The sequence below is a fragment of the Bacillus sp. 005/A4HT-01/001 genome (genome assembly GCF_004634445.1).
GTDB classification, from domain to species: Bacteria; Bacillota; Bacilli; order Bacillales; family Bacillaceae; genus Bacillus; species Bacillus altitudinis.
In genome coordinates this window covers 341105-356544 of sequence record NZ_SEIZ01000001.1, presented here as the reverse complement: position 1 = coordinate 356544, position 15440 = coordinate 341105, and the positions used below count along the sequence as shown (strand labels likewise).

At 42.4% G+C, this 15440-nt stretch carries 13 protein-coding genes; 12 read left to right on the top strand and 1 reads right to left on the bottom strand.

Annotation, left to right across the window (positions count from 1 at the left end):
- The first annotated feature begins 55 nt into the window (after positions 1 to 55).
- From ES896_RS01905 to abc-f, 9 genes are all read left to right on the top strand, one after another.
- Positions 56 to 844, top strand: a complete 789-nt coding sequence (locus tag ES896_RS01905; protein ID WP_135226294.1) for a helix-turn-helix domain-containing protein — start codon at positions 56 to 58, stop codon at positions 842 to 844.
- A 711-nt stretch (positions 845 to 1555) separates the two neighbouring features.
- Positions 1556 to 2107, top strand: a complete 552-nt coding sequence (locus tag ES896_RS01895) for a hypothetical protein (protein ID WP_017359180.1) — start codon at positions 1556 to 1558, stop codon at positions 2105 to 2107.
- 186 nt (positions 2108 to 2293) lie between these two features.
- Entirely contained in the window at positions 2294 to 3463 is a 1170-nt protein-coding gene (locus tag ES896_RS01890; protein WP_017368100.1) for a macrolide family glycosyltransferase, read from the top strand.
- A gap of 289 nt (positions 3464 to 3752) precedes the next feature.
- A complete protein-coding gene (nikA, locus tag ES896_RS01880; RefSeq protein WP_135226293.1) occupies positions 3753 to 5396 on the top strand; it encodes a nickel ABC transporter substrate-binding protein in 1644 nt (547 codons plus the stop codon).
- Positions 5397 to 5410: 14 nt separating this feature from the next.
- A complete protein-coding gene (gene opp1B, locus ES896_RS01875; protein ID WP_135226292.1) occupies positions 5411 to 6340 on the top strand; it encodes a nickel/cobalt ABC transporter permease in 930 nt (309 codons plus the stop codon).
- 5 nt (positions 6341 to 6345) lie between these two features.
- Entirely contained in the window at positions 6346 to 7233 is an 888-nt protein-coding gene (gene opp1C / locus ES896_RS01870) for a nickel/cobalt ABC transporter permease (protein WP_135226291.1), read from the top strand.
- Positions 7196 to 8014 (top strand): ABC transporter ATP-binding protein, encoded by an 819-nt coding sequence (locus ES896_RS01865; RefSeq protein WP_135226290.1) that lies wholly within the window; start codon positions 7196 to 7198, stop codon positions 8012 to 8014. Before opp1C ends, ES896_RS01865 begins: the two co-directional genes overlap by 38 nt.
- On the top strand, positions 8008 to 8778 hold the full coding sequence (locus ES896_RS01860) for an ABC transporter ATP-binding protein (RefSeq protein ID WP_135226289.1): 771 nt from the start codon (positions 8008 to 8010) through the stop codon (positions 8776 to 8778). The genes ES896_RS01865 and ES896_RS01860 overlap by 7 nt, the downstream gene beginning before the upstream one ends.
- A gap of 333 nt (positions 8779 to 9111) precedes the next feature.
- On the top strand, positions 9112 to 10671 hold the full coding sequence (gene abc-f, locus ES896_RS01855) for a ribosomal protection-like ABC-F family protein (RefSeq protein WP_205687762.1): 1560 nt from the start codon (positions 9112 to 9114) through the stop codon (positions 10669 to 10671).
- Positions 10672 to 10686: 15 nt separating this feature from the next.
- Here abc-f and ES896_RS01850 read toward each other — a convergent pair whose 3' ends face one another.
- Positions 10687 to 12096, bottom strand: coding sequence for a polysaccharide deacetylase family protein (locus tag ES896_RS01850; protein WP_017359186.1), 1410 nt, complete (start codon positions 12094 to 12096; stop codon positions 10687 to 10689).
- 310 nt (positions 12097 to 12406) lie between these two features.
- On the opposite strand from ES896_RS01850, the gene ES896_RS01845 reads away from it, so the two are divergent.
- The 3 genes from ES896_RS01845 to ES896_RS01835 are packed head-to-tail and all read left to right on the top strand — an operon-like array spanning position 12407 to position 15370.
- Positions 12407 to 13459, top strand: coding sequence for a FecCD family ABC transporter permease (locus ES896_RS01845; RefSeq protein ID WP_038475387.1), 1053 nt, complete (start codon positions 12407 to 12409; stop codon positions 13457 to 13459).
- On the top strand, positions 13456 to 14457 hold the full coding sequence (locus tag ES896_RS01840; RefSeq protein ID WP_025208010.1) for a FecCD family ABC transporter permease: 1002 nt from the start codon (positions 13456 to 13458) through the stop codon (positions 14455 to 14457). The genes ES896_RS01845 and ES896_RS01840 overlap by 4 nt, the downstream gene beginning before the upstream one ends.
- A gap of 16 nt (positions 14458 to 14473) precedes the next feature.
- Positions 14474 to 15370 carry an iron-hydroxamate ABC transporter substrate-binding protein gene (locus ES896_RS01835; RefSeq protein ID WP_007500130.1) on the top strand — a complete coding sequence of 299 codons (897 nt, stop codon included), beginning with the start codon at positions 14474 to 14476 and terminating at the stop codon, positions 15368 to 15370.
- Positions 15371 to 15440 lie beyond the last annotated feature (70 nt).

Genomic DNA, 15440 nt, shown 5'->3' with positions numbered 1-15440 from the left:
CTGCTTTCCGTAACTATAATTACGTTAACAGTAAATTACGAAAGGCGGAATCGATATGCATTACTTAGCGGAACACCAAACGTTCTCATCAACGCAGGCTCTAAATACGGCCGTCTACGAACACATCAAACGAAATTCATACGACTTATCAGATACGGCGCGGGCCGCTCTTAAGCAGATCGCACGTTATGCGGTTAAGTTCGCAGGCGCAGCGCATCTCAAAGCGGAAACGCTCGCCGACCTAATCGGTAAATCCGTTAAGACGGCGCGCCGCGTTCTTAATCAATTGGCTGCGCTGAACATCGTCAAGAAGGTCGCAACGACTCGTAAAATAAACGGTGGCAAGGGCGCAAACATCATCGTCATCTTACCGTTAGCTGCGAATGACCAGTCGACAGTGACCACTCGCCCGACGCCGGAAAACGCCGATGCACCAACGGTTGAGCCGGTCAAAATCGAAAATGAACCATCGGATTCTATTAATCACTTAAACCAAAAGCACGTTAAAGATACGGCTGTGGTGCCGGCTGAAGCGATGAAAAACTCGTTACCAACGGAAATCTACAACGCTATGAGTCGCTACTTTGACGCAGCAGAAATCTATAAATATTACGGCTTGTTATTGCGTGCTAAGGCTTCCGTAGATCCTACGCTAATGATCGAGCATGATCCGGAGCCATTCGTAGATGCGTGGCACAAGACGATACTCAAAGCGAAATTGAACGAAATTAGCCGTTTTGATGACTACGTGTATATTTCGTTCCAACGAGCAGCGAGCGAGGCAAAACGTAGGAAAATGCGTGGTAAATTAGAGGCGTTCGAGGCGTTTATTGAAGCGGATTGATCGTCGCACGGTGCGACCAACATTCGAAACGTTGACCGCCTACAATATCCGGTGTATAATCGCATTGATTACATTCCGGATTCGTGTCCGAAATAGTACGGACCGTTATCCGAAATAAGTGTACGTAAGGCTTTCGTAGTAAGAATCGTATATAACTCCGCAATAGGTTTCCGGTACCACGTCTGCCGGGGGTTCGAATCCCTCCGAGCGCGTACTTGACCTTGCTTACGATGATAAAGGTCTTTCATGAATCCCTCTTCATATGAAGAGGGGTTTTTTATGTTTAATCGAATTGATCGTTTTCTTCTAATAAAGTTAGGATAAGCAAGTGATAAAATGGTTTGGCTGCAAGCCAGCAACATCTATCCGAGTATAATAAAATCAACCCCACTCTTAACATAAGAATGGGGTTGATTGCTATAAAGGGGTTACCTGCCTTTTTGGCCTTTCCTGTAAATAGCCGCAGGTATAATTGTAAAAAGAACAATGATAAATCCAATCACGGATACAGTATTTTTTACTATATTGTCATTCACAGTGAAGTTTGTCACTATCATTGCCGCCAGACAAAGAATGATGATTAAATAACTGTATTTCTCCAAGACTTTCACAAAATATCCCTCCAATATGAATCTATAAAATTGAAACAATTATTATAATATGATATTTTTACCTCGTATTCAAAAAATAAACAAGGAAGGGGTATATTGGATGAAAACTATTTTTCATAAAAAGAGTGTAATATGCTTCATAACAGCTCTTTTCATGCTATTGTCAACGATTTTTACTGCGAATGCAACAGCAATTAGTCCTAATTCAGAAGTGGATGAAGAGTATCAAGAGTTGCTAGAGGTTTTATTGGCGATTGAAGCTTTACCTGACAGCGTTATTGCCAAAGGGGATGAAGCTGTAGTTAAATGGTTGGAAGAGAACTCTAATATCCCTCTTCAACGACAAGGTGAGGTTGTTACTATGGGGGTAGTTGGTTGTATTTCCGCGGTTGGAACTGCCATTATAACCAATGTTATACCGATAGCAAAAATCGCAAAAGTCAAGTCCGCATTAAAAGCTGCAGGAGGTGCTACAAAATTTGTTAAAACATTGATTCCAGCGTATAAAGCGGCTAGAGAGGCAGGAAAAAGTAAGGCGAATGCTGTAAAAACAGCTGTAAATAAAGCAGCGAAAAATGCTAGTCCTGAAGCAAAAAGAGCACTACTTGAATTTTTCAATATAGGAAATGTGTATTCAGCCTGCTTTGAATAAATATCAAAATATCAGATCCGATCTAAAAGACAAAGCACTTAAACAGGAGGCTTTGTCTTTTTTTCTGCTATCCTCTTAAAATACTAGCCATAAGACTCATTTCTGCTCTTTTCAGGCGTATTTGTTGAGCCCGATCACTGTATAAGATTAACATGGAAGGGAATTGACAATAAGGAGAGGATTCTTGTGGCGAAGGTTTTAATGATTACGTTCCCAGCTGAAGGACATGTGAACCCAATGTTAGGAATGATAAGAGCATTTGTTGATCGAGGTGATGAAGTGCATGTGGTCACAACTGAACATTATCAAAAGCGGATCAAACGCTTAGGCGCTCACATACATATACATCCAGATTATATTCGGACATTAAGTGTGGAAGAAGACGATTTGGAATCCATGCAGCCATTTTTCCATGCCATGCTGCAAACGTCATTAGACATTTTAGAAGTGGTGGAAACTCTTTATCAACAGCATTCATTTGATTTGGTCTATTTTGATATGTTTGGAGCAGGTGAGCTTGTGCGGGATTACTTACAGATTCCAGGCATTGGTTCAAATCCTTCTTTTGTGCTGCAGGAGGCGCATTTTGATACACCTTTATACAGAAAGGATGAGAAGGCGGCTCATCTGTTAGAAGAAATACATGAACGTTTTGGCGTTCAGCCAAATTATTTGATGCAATTCATGAAAAACCGTGGAGAGCTGAATATGGTGTATACAAGTGAATATTTTCAGCCGTCTGTTGATGCATTGGATGATTCGTTTGTTTTCATTGGACCGAGTTTTCTAAAACGTGCTGACCAGCATGATTTTCCGTTAGAAACGCTTGAGCGAGAGAAGGTCGTCTTTATTTCAATGGGAACGGTTCTTGGAGATACTGAAGCATTCTTTAATATGTGTATTGATGCCTTTGCCGACTTTGATGGAAAAGTGATTCTCGCAACTGGTGAAAAAATCGACATGTCTCTCCTAAAAGAAGCGCCATCTCATTTTCTCATCGAGCCTTATGTGCCGCAGCTTGAAGTCCTTGAACTGACAGATGTGTTTGTGACCCACGGCGGGATGAATAGTGTCAATGAAGGTATTCATTATCATGTTCCAATGGTTGTCATCCCAGTTGACAAAGATCAGCCGATGGTGGCAAAAAGACTGACGGATCTCTCTGCTGCTCGTGCACTCGATAAAGACGAGCTGACAGCAAAGCAGTTGAGAGATACTGTAGAAAGTGTACTGGGAAGTGACACGTACCGTGCTGGAATTGAAAAGATTGAAGAAAGTTTCCAAACAGCAGGTGGAACAGAAAAAGCATTACGTGTCATTGATCAGTTTATGCAAGCGAAACAGACTCAATCATGAGTCTCTCAGCGTGTAGACAAACCCTCGAATTCGCCCGCAGGTCTGTGCGCTGGTGCTCGCCCTTCCTAGACTGCAAAGGTTTTCTTTCACGCTGAAAAGAAGACAAAGAGCTAAAATAAAGATCATTTTAGCTCTTTGTCAACAACCTGACAGACTCAATCATGAGTCTGTTTTTTCGGTGAAAAAAGACATTGTATTTCCCAGATCTGTATGCTAATATTCAATTCGTAATCATTTCGATTGATAATCGTAATGATTACGATAAAATGAACATTTGGGGGAAGTACATATGAATCATCAACCTGTTTACATAAAGAAAAAGGACGAGAAAAAGCAGTCCTTTGTGACATATACCTTGATGCTGTTTTCAGTCATGGCTTGTTTTCTATTGGCATCTTGTTCTGAAAATAAGACCTCTTCCAGTTTAAGTGGAAGAGAAGATGATGAACTGGTGTATGCAAGTACAAAAGATATAAGAGACATTAATCCCCATCTATATGGCGGGGAGATGGCCGCTCAAAATATGGTGTTTGAATCGCTTGTTGTGAATACGGAAAAAGGCATTCAACCTGCCCTGGCCCAAAGCTGGGATATTTCTAAAGATGGAAAAACCTACACATTTCATCTTCGAGAAAACGTGACTTTTTCAGATGGTGAGCCATTTAATGCGAAGGCTGTCAAAATGAATATTGATGCAGTTGTCAAAAATATTGAAAAAAATGCTTGGCTCAATCTCGTGTCAGAAATTAAATCCACGAAGGCTGTAGATGAACATACATTTGTTCTCACATTGAAGGAGCCCTATTATCCAACATTAGAAGAGCTTGGTTTAACACGTCCATTCCGTTTTATTTCTCCCAAAAGCTTTATTGATGGCACCACATCAAAAGGCGTCAAAGGTTATGCAGGTACAGGTCCTTATGTGTTAAAGGAACATAAGAAAAATCAATATGCCATTTTTGAAGTGAACAATCGCTATTGGGGAAAGAAACCAAAGATTTCAACGGTGAAATGGAAGGTCTTGCCGGATCATCAAACCATTTTACTCGCTCTTCAAAAAGGGGAGGTTGATCTCTTATTTGGAGCAGATGGTGACATGATTGATGGAGATTCATTCCAAGCTTTAAAAGAAGCTGGTCAATATGGTGTGACTGTGAGTCCTCCTGTTGGTTCAAGATCTATTGTGATCAACTCCAATCAACCAATAACACAAGATCCAAAAGTAAGAGAAGCATTTCAATATGCCATTCAAAAAGAGGTGATTACAGAAGGGATTTTAAATGGAACTGAACAGGTGGCACATACACTGCTTGCTCCGTCTGTCCCTTACGCGGACATTCCGCTTAAAAAGAAAACCTATCAAAAAAAGAAAGCAGAGGCATTATTAGATGAGGCAGGCTGGAAGTTAAAAGAAGACGGCTATCGCTATCAAAAAGACAAGCCGCTCAGCGTGACCATTTATTACAATTCGGATAATGCAGGTGAAAGAACGATTAGTGAATCGATACAACAGGACTTCAAGCAGGTTGGAATCAAGCTGGATATTAGAGGTGAAGAAAAACAGGCATTTTTAGATCGTCAAAAAACAGGAAAGTTTGATCTTATGTACTCTCTATCGTGGGGACTTCCTTATGACCCTCAAACATACGTCTCTTCATTTCGTGTTGCATCCCATGCTGATTATCAAGCTCAATTAGGATTGAAAAAGAAAAAGTGGCTGGATGAGACCATTACGAAAGTATTGGTGGAGCCGGATGAGCAAAAACGAAAACAAATGTATCAAGATATTTTGATGTATATTCATGATGAAAATGTCTATATTCCTATCTCGTACTCCGTGACAAAGGCTGTTTATAATAAGCGCCTCAAAGGTATAGGTTTTCATGTATCTCAGTATGAAATTCCTTTTGACCGAATGTATTTTTCGTCATAACCGGAGGCGGAGACATGACACGCTATATCATAAAAAGATTATTGTTTCTTTTACCACTCATTGTATTCATTACCTTCTTTGCGTTTGTGCTGCTTGCGATGCGTTCAAGTGATCCAGCTGAGGTCGCTTTACGTGTGAACCAAGTAACCCCAACCGAAGAAATGGTTGAATCCATGCGTCAAGAGCTAGGCTTAGATCAACCTTTTTTCATACGCTATGTCACATGGCTTAAAGACGGATTAACAGGTGATTTTGGCAGTAGTTATGTCACACATGAGCCTGTACTTGACCTGATGATGGAGGCACTTCCTGCGACTTTAAAGCTTGCAGGGATGTCCCTTTTGTTTATTATTGTGCTGAGTTTGTTATTCGGAATGGTGTGTGCATATGCGGCACATACATGGTTGGATCGAATCGTGAGAGCATTTGTGTTTATTGCAGCTTCCATGCCTAGTTTTTGGTTGGGCATTTTGTTTATCTGGCTTTTTTCAGTCAAATTTAACTGGGTCAACACGAGTGGAATGGAAGGATTTAAATCGATTCTTTTGCCAGCGATGACTTTATCACTTGGCTACTTATCGACCTATGTGAGACTCATTCGAAATCAAATCCTAAAGTTTCAGCACGAGCCCTTTGTTTTTTATGCAAGAGCTCGTGGTTTAAAGGAACGAACCATTCAATTGAAGGTGATGAGACATGCCCTTCAACTAGCGGTAACAGCACTCGGTATGTCAATACCAAAGCTCATTGCAGGAACCGTCATTATTGAAAATCTCTTTGCTTGGCCAGGGGTTGGCCGTTTGTGTGTAACAGCTATTTTTCACGCCGATTTCCCTATGATTCAAGCCTATTTGTTTGTGATGGGAATTCTATTCGTTGTGTGCAACCTTATCGCGGACGTCATACAAATGATCATGAATCCGCAGTTGCGAAAGGAGGTCTGAGAACTTTGCCCGGATGGAATCGATTAAGAAAAGATCGCATAGCCATTCTGTCTATTTGGTTTTTGGTACTTGTCACATTAGCTGGGCTGTTTGCACCGTTTCTAGCGCCGCATGACCCAACTGACACGAACATTCTTCAAAAATATGCTGGTGTGAGTCTAACATATCCCCTCGGAACCGATCAGCTGGGGAGATGCGTATTATCGCGGCTCTTATATGGTATTCGGACAACGATGCTTGCTGCCGTGCTGACAATGTGTATCACGATGCTCATTGGCACGATACTTGGACTCATGGCTGGCTTTTTTAGAGGGAAAGTTGATGGAGCTCTAATGAGAATATGTGATGTCATGCTGTCATTTCCAGCAGAGGTGATGATTTTAGCCGTTGTGGGCATTATGGGACCTGGGCTTTTCAATATTATTTTGGCCAATGTCCTTGCAAAATGGGCTTGGTATACAAGGATGATTCGTTCGTCAGTCCTGCAATACACGAATGAACCATCTGTTCAGTTTGCGAAAGTATCTGGAGGTTCACCTTTTTATATCCTTCGAAAACATCTATTTCCTCGCATCTCAGGAGAGATAGCTGTCTTTGCTACACTTGACGCAGGCTGGGTCATTTTAAATATTTCTGCTCTGTCTTTTCTTGGATTAGGTGTGAGTGCACCTACACCGGAATGGGGCATGATGCTCAACGAGGCGAAGAATGTCATGGTGACGCACCCGGCTCACATGCTCCCGCCTGGACTTGCGATCTTATTTGTGGTCATGGCACTGAATTTTTTAGGAGACAGTCTTCAGCAGGTCATGAACCCTGCCATGCATCTTAGCAACAAAAAAAGGAGGAGACGGTTTGCCTTTCATCGAGATAAAAAACCTGTCCGTACATGATCCGATTCAACAAAAGGATTTAGTGGCAAATATCACGTTTACATTACATAGACAACGTTGTTTAGGCGTTATTGGAGAAAGTGGAAGCGGAAAATCAACCGTTGCAAAAGCATTAATTGGCCTCATCCCTCCTTCGCTAGAGATGATTGGGACCATTTTGTTTGACGGTGAAAAATTGACAAGTCAGGCTGCACAGCGTTGGAGAGGAAAGCGAATTGGCTTCATTTCACAAGATGTCATGAATGCGTTCAATCCAATTGAAACAATTGGTCATCAAATACTTGAAACGTTCCAGCGGCATTTGGGCTTACGTGGCAAAGAAGGAACAGCACATGCGATCACTGGGCTAGAACGTGTCCATTTAAACAATCCGCATATGTTAATGGGAAAATATCCTCATGAGCTGTCGGGAGGGATGCTTCAACGTGTCATGATTGCCATTACGATCATGCTTTCTCCTGACGTGATCATTGCCGATGAGCCTACAGCATCATTAGATGCATATAACCGGCGTGAAGTCATCACGCAATTACAGACGCTGAAAGAAGAAACAGGAGCTGCCTTGATCATCATTTCGCATGATTTAGGCGTCGTTCAGGCAATCGCTGATGAATTGTTGGTGATGCACCAAGGGAAGATGCTTGAGCATCGTCATGCAAAAGAGATATTTACATCACCTGAGCATCCTCAAACGAGGCATTTACTAGAAACGAGGCTTCGCTTATCGGCACCCCTTGAAGCACTGAGGCAGCAGAAGAGAGTGAGGGCATTCCCATGCTGATCACAGCAAATCAACTACTTAAACATGGAGAAGATAAAGGGCGCTTTTTTCATAAAGAGGAATCCATAGCACGCATAGCTCAGGTTTCATTTCAGGTTGGAGAAGGTGAATGTGTCGGGTTAGTCGGTGAGAGCGGTAGTGGTAAAAGTACAATAGCACGTACGCTGCTTGGTTTAGAAACATTAGACGGCGGAGAGATAAAGATAGATGGATGGCCAGCTCATACATGGCGTAAGATGAACCGGGGGGAAATGAGTGTTGTTTTTCAGGATTATCTATCTTCTGTCCATCCTTCCTTTACAGTGAAAGAGATCATAGCAGAACCCATGCAAATAATAAAGCGAAACATGAATGTGAACCAAAAAGTGTTGTCCCTGCTCAAGCAAGTAAGACTTCCATCGTCTTTGCTAAATCAATATGCTCACCAACTAAGCGGCGGTCAGCTCCAGCGTGTATGCATAGCAAGGGCCATATCGACGAATCCAGCCATTCTCATCTTAGATGAAGTCCTTAGCTCACTTGACGTTTCTGTCCAAGTTCAAATATTGGAGCTTCTTGAAACATTAAAGCAAGAGTTAGATATGACCATTCTCATGATTACCCATGATCTAGAGGCAGCCGTTTTTTTATGTGATCGACTTCTTTTTTTACATGAGGGAAGACTTGTGGAAGAATGTAAAAGTGACCAGCTGTTAGAATCGACTCATCCATTTACGCTCAAGCTAATAGACTCACTCATGCCTTTTCAGCTTGACAAAGAATAACCAATCTTTTATCGTATACGTAACAAACGACGGAAGGGTGACCCAATGCAATGAAGTACTAATCCTATGACCTGTAAGCAAAATGAAAGAACGAAGGCAGTGAGCAAACGATATGTGTTGCTATGTTTGCTGCGTTTTCATTTTTTAGCTTCGGAATAGGATGGTACAGCTTGGGAATCAAAGATTGAAGTGATGGATACGGGGATATGTGTGCTCATTTGATGAACCGCATGTCATTCTGTATCGATCCGCTTATTTTTGTACACCATTTTGCCTCCTATTCTGAGAATGGGAGGCTTTTTCATGTCTCCTGATACGAAAGGAGAGGGTTGGATGTTACTGAGAGCCCACCAATTAAAAGTATTTAGAAAGGATCGCTTGTTATTTGATATAGAGGAGCTGGCCATTCATCAAGGGGACCGAATCGGCCTTGTGGGAACGAATGGCAGTGGGAAAACGACATTGCTCCATGTACTGGCGGGTAGGGAAAAACCAGACAGCGGCACATTTGCACACACTACAACTTGTACGCTACTTCCTCAACTAAAGACAGGAGATGGCAGACAAAGTGGCGGAGAGATGACTCAAGCTTATATTGAGAGAGCTTTAAGCCGGCCTTCTGCCCTTTTATTAGCCGATGAACCCACGACTCACTTAGATACGGAGCATATTGAGTGGCTAGAAGAAAAGCTTCGTCATCATCAAGGTGCTCTGATTGTCGTCTCGCATGACCGTGCTTTTTTAGATGCGTTATGTACAGACATTTGGGAATTGGAAGATGGGAAGCTCAAACCATACAAAGGCAACTACAGCGATTTTGCCCTACAAAAAGAACTCGAACATCGTCAGCAAGTGGAGGCGTACGAGGCGTATACCCAAAAGAAAAAACAGTTAGAATATGCCATGCAAAAGAAAATGAAAAAGGCCGACAAAGCGACAAAGCCATCTCCAAAGCTGAAATCCTCGGGGCCTAAAATTGCAAAGCCTTACTATGCAAACAAGCAAAAAAAGCTTCAAAAAACAGCCAAATCTATTGAAACAAGAATGGAGAAATTAGAAAAGGTGGAGAAGGTAAAGGAAGCCCAGCCTCTTCAAATGACGCAGCATACCATGAAGGAAGTGGCAAGCCGCACCATTTTTCGTGTGGAACATGTAGATGGTATGGCAGGCGATAAAGTCCTTTGGAAAAAGGCGAATGTAGAAGTAAGAGGCGGAGACAAAGTCGCGATCATTGGGAAGAATGGGAGCGGTAAAACGACATTTCTCCGAATGCTTGTAAACGGACATCCTGGGATTTTTCGTTCAGAAGCCGTGAAGATCGGTTATTTCAGCCAAGATCTTTCAGGACTGAATCTAGATGAATCGATCTTACAAAATGCACTGGAACAGGCGATTCAAGATGAGACTGTCGTTCGCACCGTTTTAGCGAGACTTGGGTTTTGGGGAGACGATGTGTATAAGCTGACGAACGTATTAAGCGGCGGGGAACGGGTGAAGACGATGCTTGCAAAGCTGCTCGTCAGTGATGCCAATGTACTGATGCTTGATGAACCGACGAACTTTTTAGACCTTGCGGCAGTAGAAGCGCTTGAAGGGCTTTTAAAAGATTACCCGGGCACAGTCGTGTTTGTCTCCCACGACAGGAGGCTCATTGAGCAGGTGGCTACTCGTATTCTTCATGTGCACGAGGGAACCATTGAACGCTTTGATGGCACCTATGAAGAATATAAACAAAAGGAAGAAAAGCCAGCTGCTACAAAGAAAGAAGAAGAGCTCCTGCTGATTGATATGCAGCTGTCTGAAGTGCTCAGTCGTTTAAGCATCGAGCCTTCTCATGAGCTTGAAGAGACGTTTCAAGCGTTGTTAAAAAGAAAGAAGTTGTTAGAGTCATAAAAAAAGCCCCTGTGTTTACTGCACAGGGGTCTGTTCGTTTCGTTCTTTTTTCAATTGTTCAAGTTCGCTGACTGTGACAAGCTGGTAGCCTTGTTTGGTGAGTTCATGTATGATCTTCACTGCTGCTCGAGCGGAGCTGTCATAAATATCGTGCATGAGTACGGTTTTGCCATCTGCTGCATGTGAGAGAACATGGTTTGTGATCTGCTGGCTGTTGCGAATTTTCCAGTCTTCAGGATCGACATCCCACAATGAAACGTTCATGCCAACCGCTTGATTGATGTCGGGATTTGTTCCTCCATATGGCGGTCTAAAGTGCGTAGGAGTATAACCGCTGGCCTTTTCAATCAGTTTCTGCGTGTCTTTTACTTGTTTGACCGCTTCTTTTAGAGGGAGTCTCGTTAATAACGGATGGTTATATGAATGGTTTCCGATCTCATTTCCGCCCTTTAAAATGTCGGCAAGCATTCCAGGATAATACTGAACCCTGCTTCCTAATACAAAAAAGGTGGCGTGTCCTTTATTTTCCTTCAGCGCTGCTAAAATGGTTGAAGTTGTGGCTGGGTTTGGACCGTCATCAAATGTGAGTGCGATGGCTTTTTTATTCGGATCAAGCTTTGGCTTTTGCGGCAGCTTGACGGCTTTTCTTTTTGGATTCGGTTCTTTGATTTCATTCTGATTTTTGGTCTTATTCATATATTCCGGCTTCAAGATATCTTTTAGCAGCGTCTTTTTGATCGCCAGCGTTTGCGGACCTAAGTCCTTTGCGGCTACTTGAGAAGCTGGGAAATAGAACTCTATATATTTCTCTTTTAAGGCGAATTGACTGAAGTTTTGATCAGTAGGGGCTGTTCCTTTTTGAAGGAGTGATAGATCCTTAGACAAGGTTTTATCTTTTTTAAGCTCCGTGTATGTAATATAGGATAATTTTTTCAAATAGTCCTTTTTGGGTTGAAATAAATCTTTTGTGTCAAGAAAGTCTTTTTTCTGAAAATCGAAATTGATTGTGACGTGATGAGTGGTTCCATTTTGCTGACCTGTATATGTGTAGGTCGTAAAATAAATGGCCGCAGATTGTTTTGCATAGTGCACCATGTCATAGTCAATATTCAGTTCAAACCGTTTGTTTTCATCAATGTCCTTTGCTTCACTAAATGTCTTTTTGAAATGCTCTAATGCTGAATTCGCATAGCTTTGAATCTTGTCATCTAGCTTTTTTTGATGAAAAAGTGGATAGTTCACCGCATATCTCATAAACTTCCCGTCATTTACAAGAGTGACAATTTCAACATTTTTATAATTCGTATCCTGCTTCACATTTTTCTTCTCTGTACCGCTTGCTTGCTGATTTTGAAAGAATGCAACTGCTCCAATGACGATGGCAAGCGCAAATAGGATGATACTCCATTTTCCCTTTACTGACACAACTTTCAATTCTCCTCTCATGACGGGTCATTCTTTATTCCTTTGACATCTGTTTGTAATATTTTTATAACATTTGACTTACTTTTGTAATTTTAGGGGATTTTCATGCGGAATGTCAACTATTTTCCTATTAAAATACTGTAAAAATTGATAGGTCTTTCAGAACGAGAAAAAGCAGAAGAAAAGAATTCTCTTATTTGCCGTCTACACATACCTTCAATAATTAAAAAAATGAGCCGTACATTGATTTTTCAGAGGCTGACGGCTATAATTTTGATGATTATGATTCTCATTTTCAAACTGACTTTTAATGAAGAAAAGGATGACACCGATTTTGCCGGATAAGCGAACATCTCAACAAAAACGATCATCACCTATTTTGTTCTTTTTATTGTTTTTTCTCGCTGTCATTGGTTTATTGGCGGCTATGTTTTTGGCTGTTTCCTACGGTGCAAAGTCATTGTCTTTGCAAACGGTCTGGACAGCTGTGTTTGACTATCAGTCTCATGTGACAGAGCAGCAGATCATTCATGAATTAAGGCTTCCACGTGTGCTAGGAGCTGCGCTTGTTGGAGCGGCGTTTGCTGTGGCAGGTGCGCTGATGCAAGGCATTACAAGAAATCCGCTGGCAGATGCGGGGATATTGGGCATTAACGGCGGTGCGATGTTTGTAGTCGCTCTCTGTTTTGCTTTTTTTCCAGGAATGCCTTATTCGGCATTGATGTTATTTTCTTTTTTTGGTGCCGTTCTCAGTACACTGCTGATCTTTGCCATTGGGGCGGCTGGCGGCGTGCTGACCCCACTTCGGCTCACTGTAGCTGGAGCTGTTGTTGCCGCATTGCTGCATGCGCTAAGCTCGGGTATCGCCATTTACTTTGATCTCAGTCAGGATCTGGCTTTTTGGTATGCAGGGGGTGTGGCAGGTGTCAAATGGCCGCAGCTGATGATCCTTGCTCCAGTCATTCTCATTGTCATCGTTTGGGCGATGTTATTAGGACGATCCCTCTCGTTATTATCACTTGGTGAAGATGTAGCTGCGAATTTAGGGGTGAAAACCCGGCAAGTGCGAATACTAGGTATGGCAGCTGCGGTTCTGCTGGCAGGCGTTTCTGTATCGGCGGTTGGGTCTATTGGGTTTGTCGGGCTTGTCATTCCGCATATTGCACGAAAGCTGGTTGGGGTCAATTATCGTTTCGTCATTCCGATGTCAGCGATTTTAGGCGCAATGCTTCTCGTCTTCGCTGATCTTGCCAGCCGGACAGTAAATCCGCCAAGAGAGCTTGCCATTGGCGTCATGGTGGCACTTGTTGGTGTTCCTTTCTTCTTATATATTGCCAGAAAAGAAGGGAGGAACCTGTCATGAAAGAGAAACGGCGTGCTCTTGTCGTGACAGCCGTTTTGCTTTGTCTGAGTGCGGCTGTCGTGCTGTATAGTTTAAATACCGGCACGCTGAAACTCAGTCCTCTCGTTGTCGTCAAAACGTTATTTGGCTTTGGAGATTTCCAAAGTGAGACGGTGCTGTTTGATTATCGTCTGCCTCGAATCGTCGTGACGATACTAGCTGGAATAGGTCTAGGCATCGCAGGTGGCATTTTGCAGAGTTTATCCCGCAATCCACTGGCCGATCCTGGGATTATCGGTCTGAATGCAGGAGCCGCATTCGGCTTAATCATCTTTGTGACGTATTTTCACGTACTAGAAGGAAATCCATCTTTACTCATTCCGCTCTTTACATTTGGTGGAGGCCTACTTGCGGCGGCAGTCATCGTTCTTCTTGCGTACGACAGGCATGAAGGGCTTGTGCCTATCCGGCTGATCCTTGTTGGAATTGCCGTAGCTGCGGGGTTTAGTGCATTGACGTTATATTTGTCATTGAAACTGGATGAAGATACATACACCTTCGCTTCAAGGTGGCTTGTGGGAAATGTATGGGGAAGAGACTGGATTCATGTACTTGCGCTCCTACCTTGGATCGTATGTCTTGTCCCGCTTACGCTCATGCAGTCCAGCACACTCAATGCGTTAACATTAGGTGATGCCGTCGCCTCAAGTGTCGGAGTACGTGTAGAGCGCAAACGACTTTTTCTTCTCACCTTAGCTGTTGGTCTAGCAAGTGCAAGTGTATCGATGACAGGCGGAATTGGTTTTATTGGCCTTGTTGCACCTCATTTGGCGAGGCGTCTTGTCGGCTCACTGCACCAATATTTTTTACCAGTGAGCGCTTTGCTTGGATTGTTGATTTTGGTCAGTGCTGATACACTCGGACGTTCCATATTTGCCCCAAATGCCATCCCAGCGGGTGTGGTTGTGGCTTTTATCGGAGCACCTTATTTTCTCTATTTACTAACAAAAACAAAATAAGAAAGAGGAACTCATCATGAAAAAAGTACTTGTGTTTGGTTTAACGCTCTGTTTTTTGATTCTGGCCGCTTGTGGTCAACAGGAAACAAAGAAGACAACAAATCAAGATGAAAACGGAACACCTAAGATTGCATCCTTGTCGATTCATTTAACAAATGATTTATTAGCACTCGGGATAAAACCTGCTGGTTCTGTTGTAGGGGGAGACTTAAAAGATTTCCTTCCACATGCGAAAAAGCAGCTTAGCCAGACGAAAAAGCTAGGCATTGCAGCAGATCCTGATATGGAGTCATTGCTTGCTTTAAAACCAGATGTCATTTACGTCGATGAAGAACTGGCTGGACAAGACTTATCAAAATACAAAAAAATTGCCAAAACCGAAGTGTTTAATTTAAATGATGGCACTTGGCGTGATCATTTGAAAAAAATCGGCAAGCTCGTCAATAAAGAAAAAGAAGCCGATCAATATATTAAGGACTACAATCAAGAAGCAAAAGAAGTCAAATCACTCATCCAGAAAAAGATTGGAAATGGAAAAGTGATGGCAATTCGTGTAACAGCAAAAGAGCTTCGAGTATTTAGTATGAAACGTCCGATGGGTCCAATTTTATACGATGATTTAGGACTGACACCTGTAGATGGTGTGAAAAAACTGGACAGCAAACGTCCATTTGAAGTCATTTCTCAAGAAGTGCTTCCTGACTTTGATGCAGATGCTATTTTTGTCGTCGTGAACCGTGATGATAAGGCGCAGCAGGCATTCAAACAGTTAGAGCAGACGCCGATTTGGAAAGGCCTAAAAGCCGTAAAGAAAAACCAAGTGTATCCGATTGCCGATCAGCCATGGTTAGATTATTCAGCTCTAGGCAACAAAATGGCAATGGATGAGGCAAAAAAGATGTTCTCTAAATAAACAGCACATAAATCAAGGCATCATTCCGCATCTAGGAATGATGTCTCTTTTTTTGATTCGTTCTTCTATT

Bases quoted from the DNA above. Each gene is read 5' to 3' on its own strand.
- ES896_RS01905 (WP_135226294.1), top strand. From the start codon at position 56: ATGCATTACTTAGCGGAACACCAAACGTTCTCATCAACGCAGGCTCTA.
- ES896_RS01895 (WP_017359180.1), top strand. From the start codon at position 1,556: ATGAAAACTATTTTTCATAAAAAGAGTGTAATATGCTTCATAACAGCT.
- nikA (WP_135226293.1), top strand. From the start codon at position 3,753: ATGAATCATCAACCTGTTTACATAAAGAAAAAGGACGAGAAAAAGCAG.
- opp1B (WP_135226292.1), top strand. From the start codon at position 5,411: ATGACACGCTATATCATAAAAAGATTATTGTTTCTTTTACCACTCATT.
- ES896_RS01860 (WP_135226289.1), top strand. From the start codon at position 8,008: ATGCTGATCACAGCAAATCAACTACTTAAACATGGAGAAGATAAAGGG.
- abc-f (WP_205687762.1), top strand. From the start codon at position 9,112: ATGTTACTGAGAGCCCACCAATTAAAAGTATTTAGAAAGGATCGCTTG.
- ES896_RS01845 (WP_038475387.1), top strand. From the start codon at position 12,407: ATGAAGAAAAGGATGACACCGATTTTGCCGGATAAGCGAACATCTCAA.
- ES896_RS01840 (WP_025208010.1), top strand. From the start codon at position 13,456: ATGAAAGAGAAACGGCGTGCTCTTGTCGTGACAGCCGTTTTGCTTTGT.
- ES896_RS01835 (WP_007500130.1), top strand. From the start codon at position 14,474: ATGAAAAAAGTACTTGTGTTTGGTTTAACGCTCTGTTTTTTGATTCTG.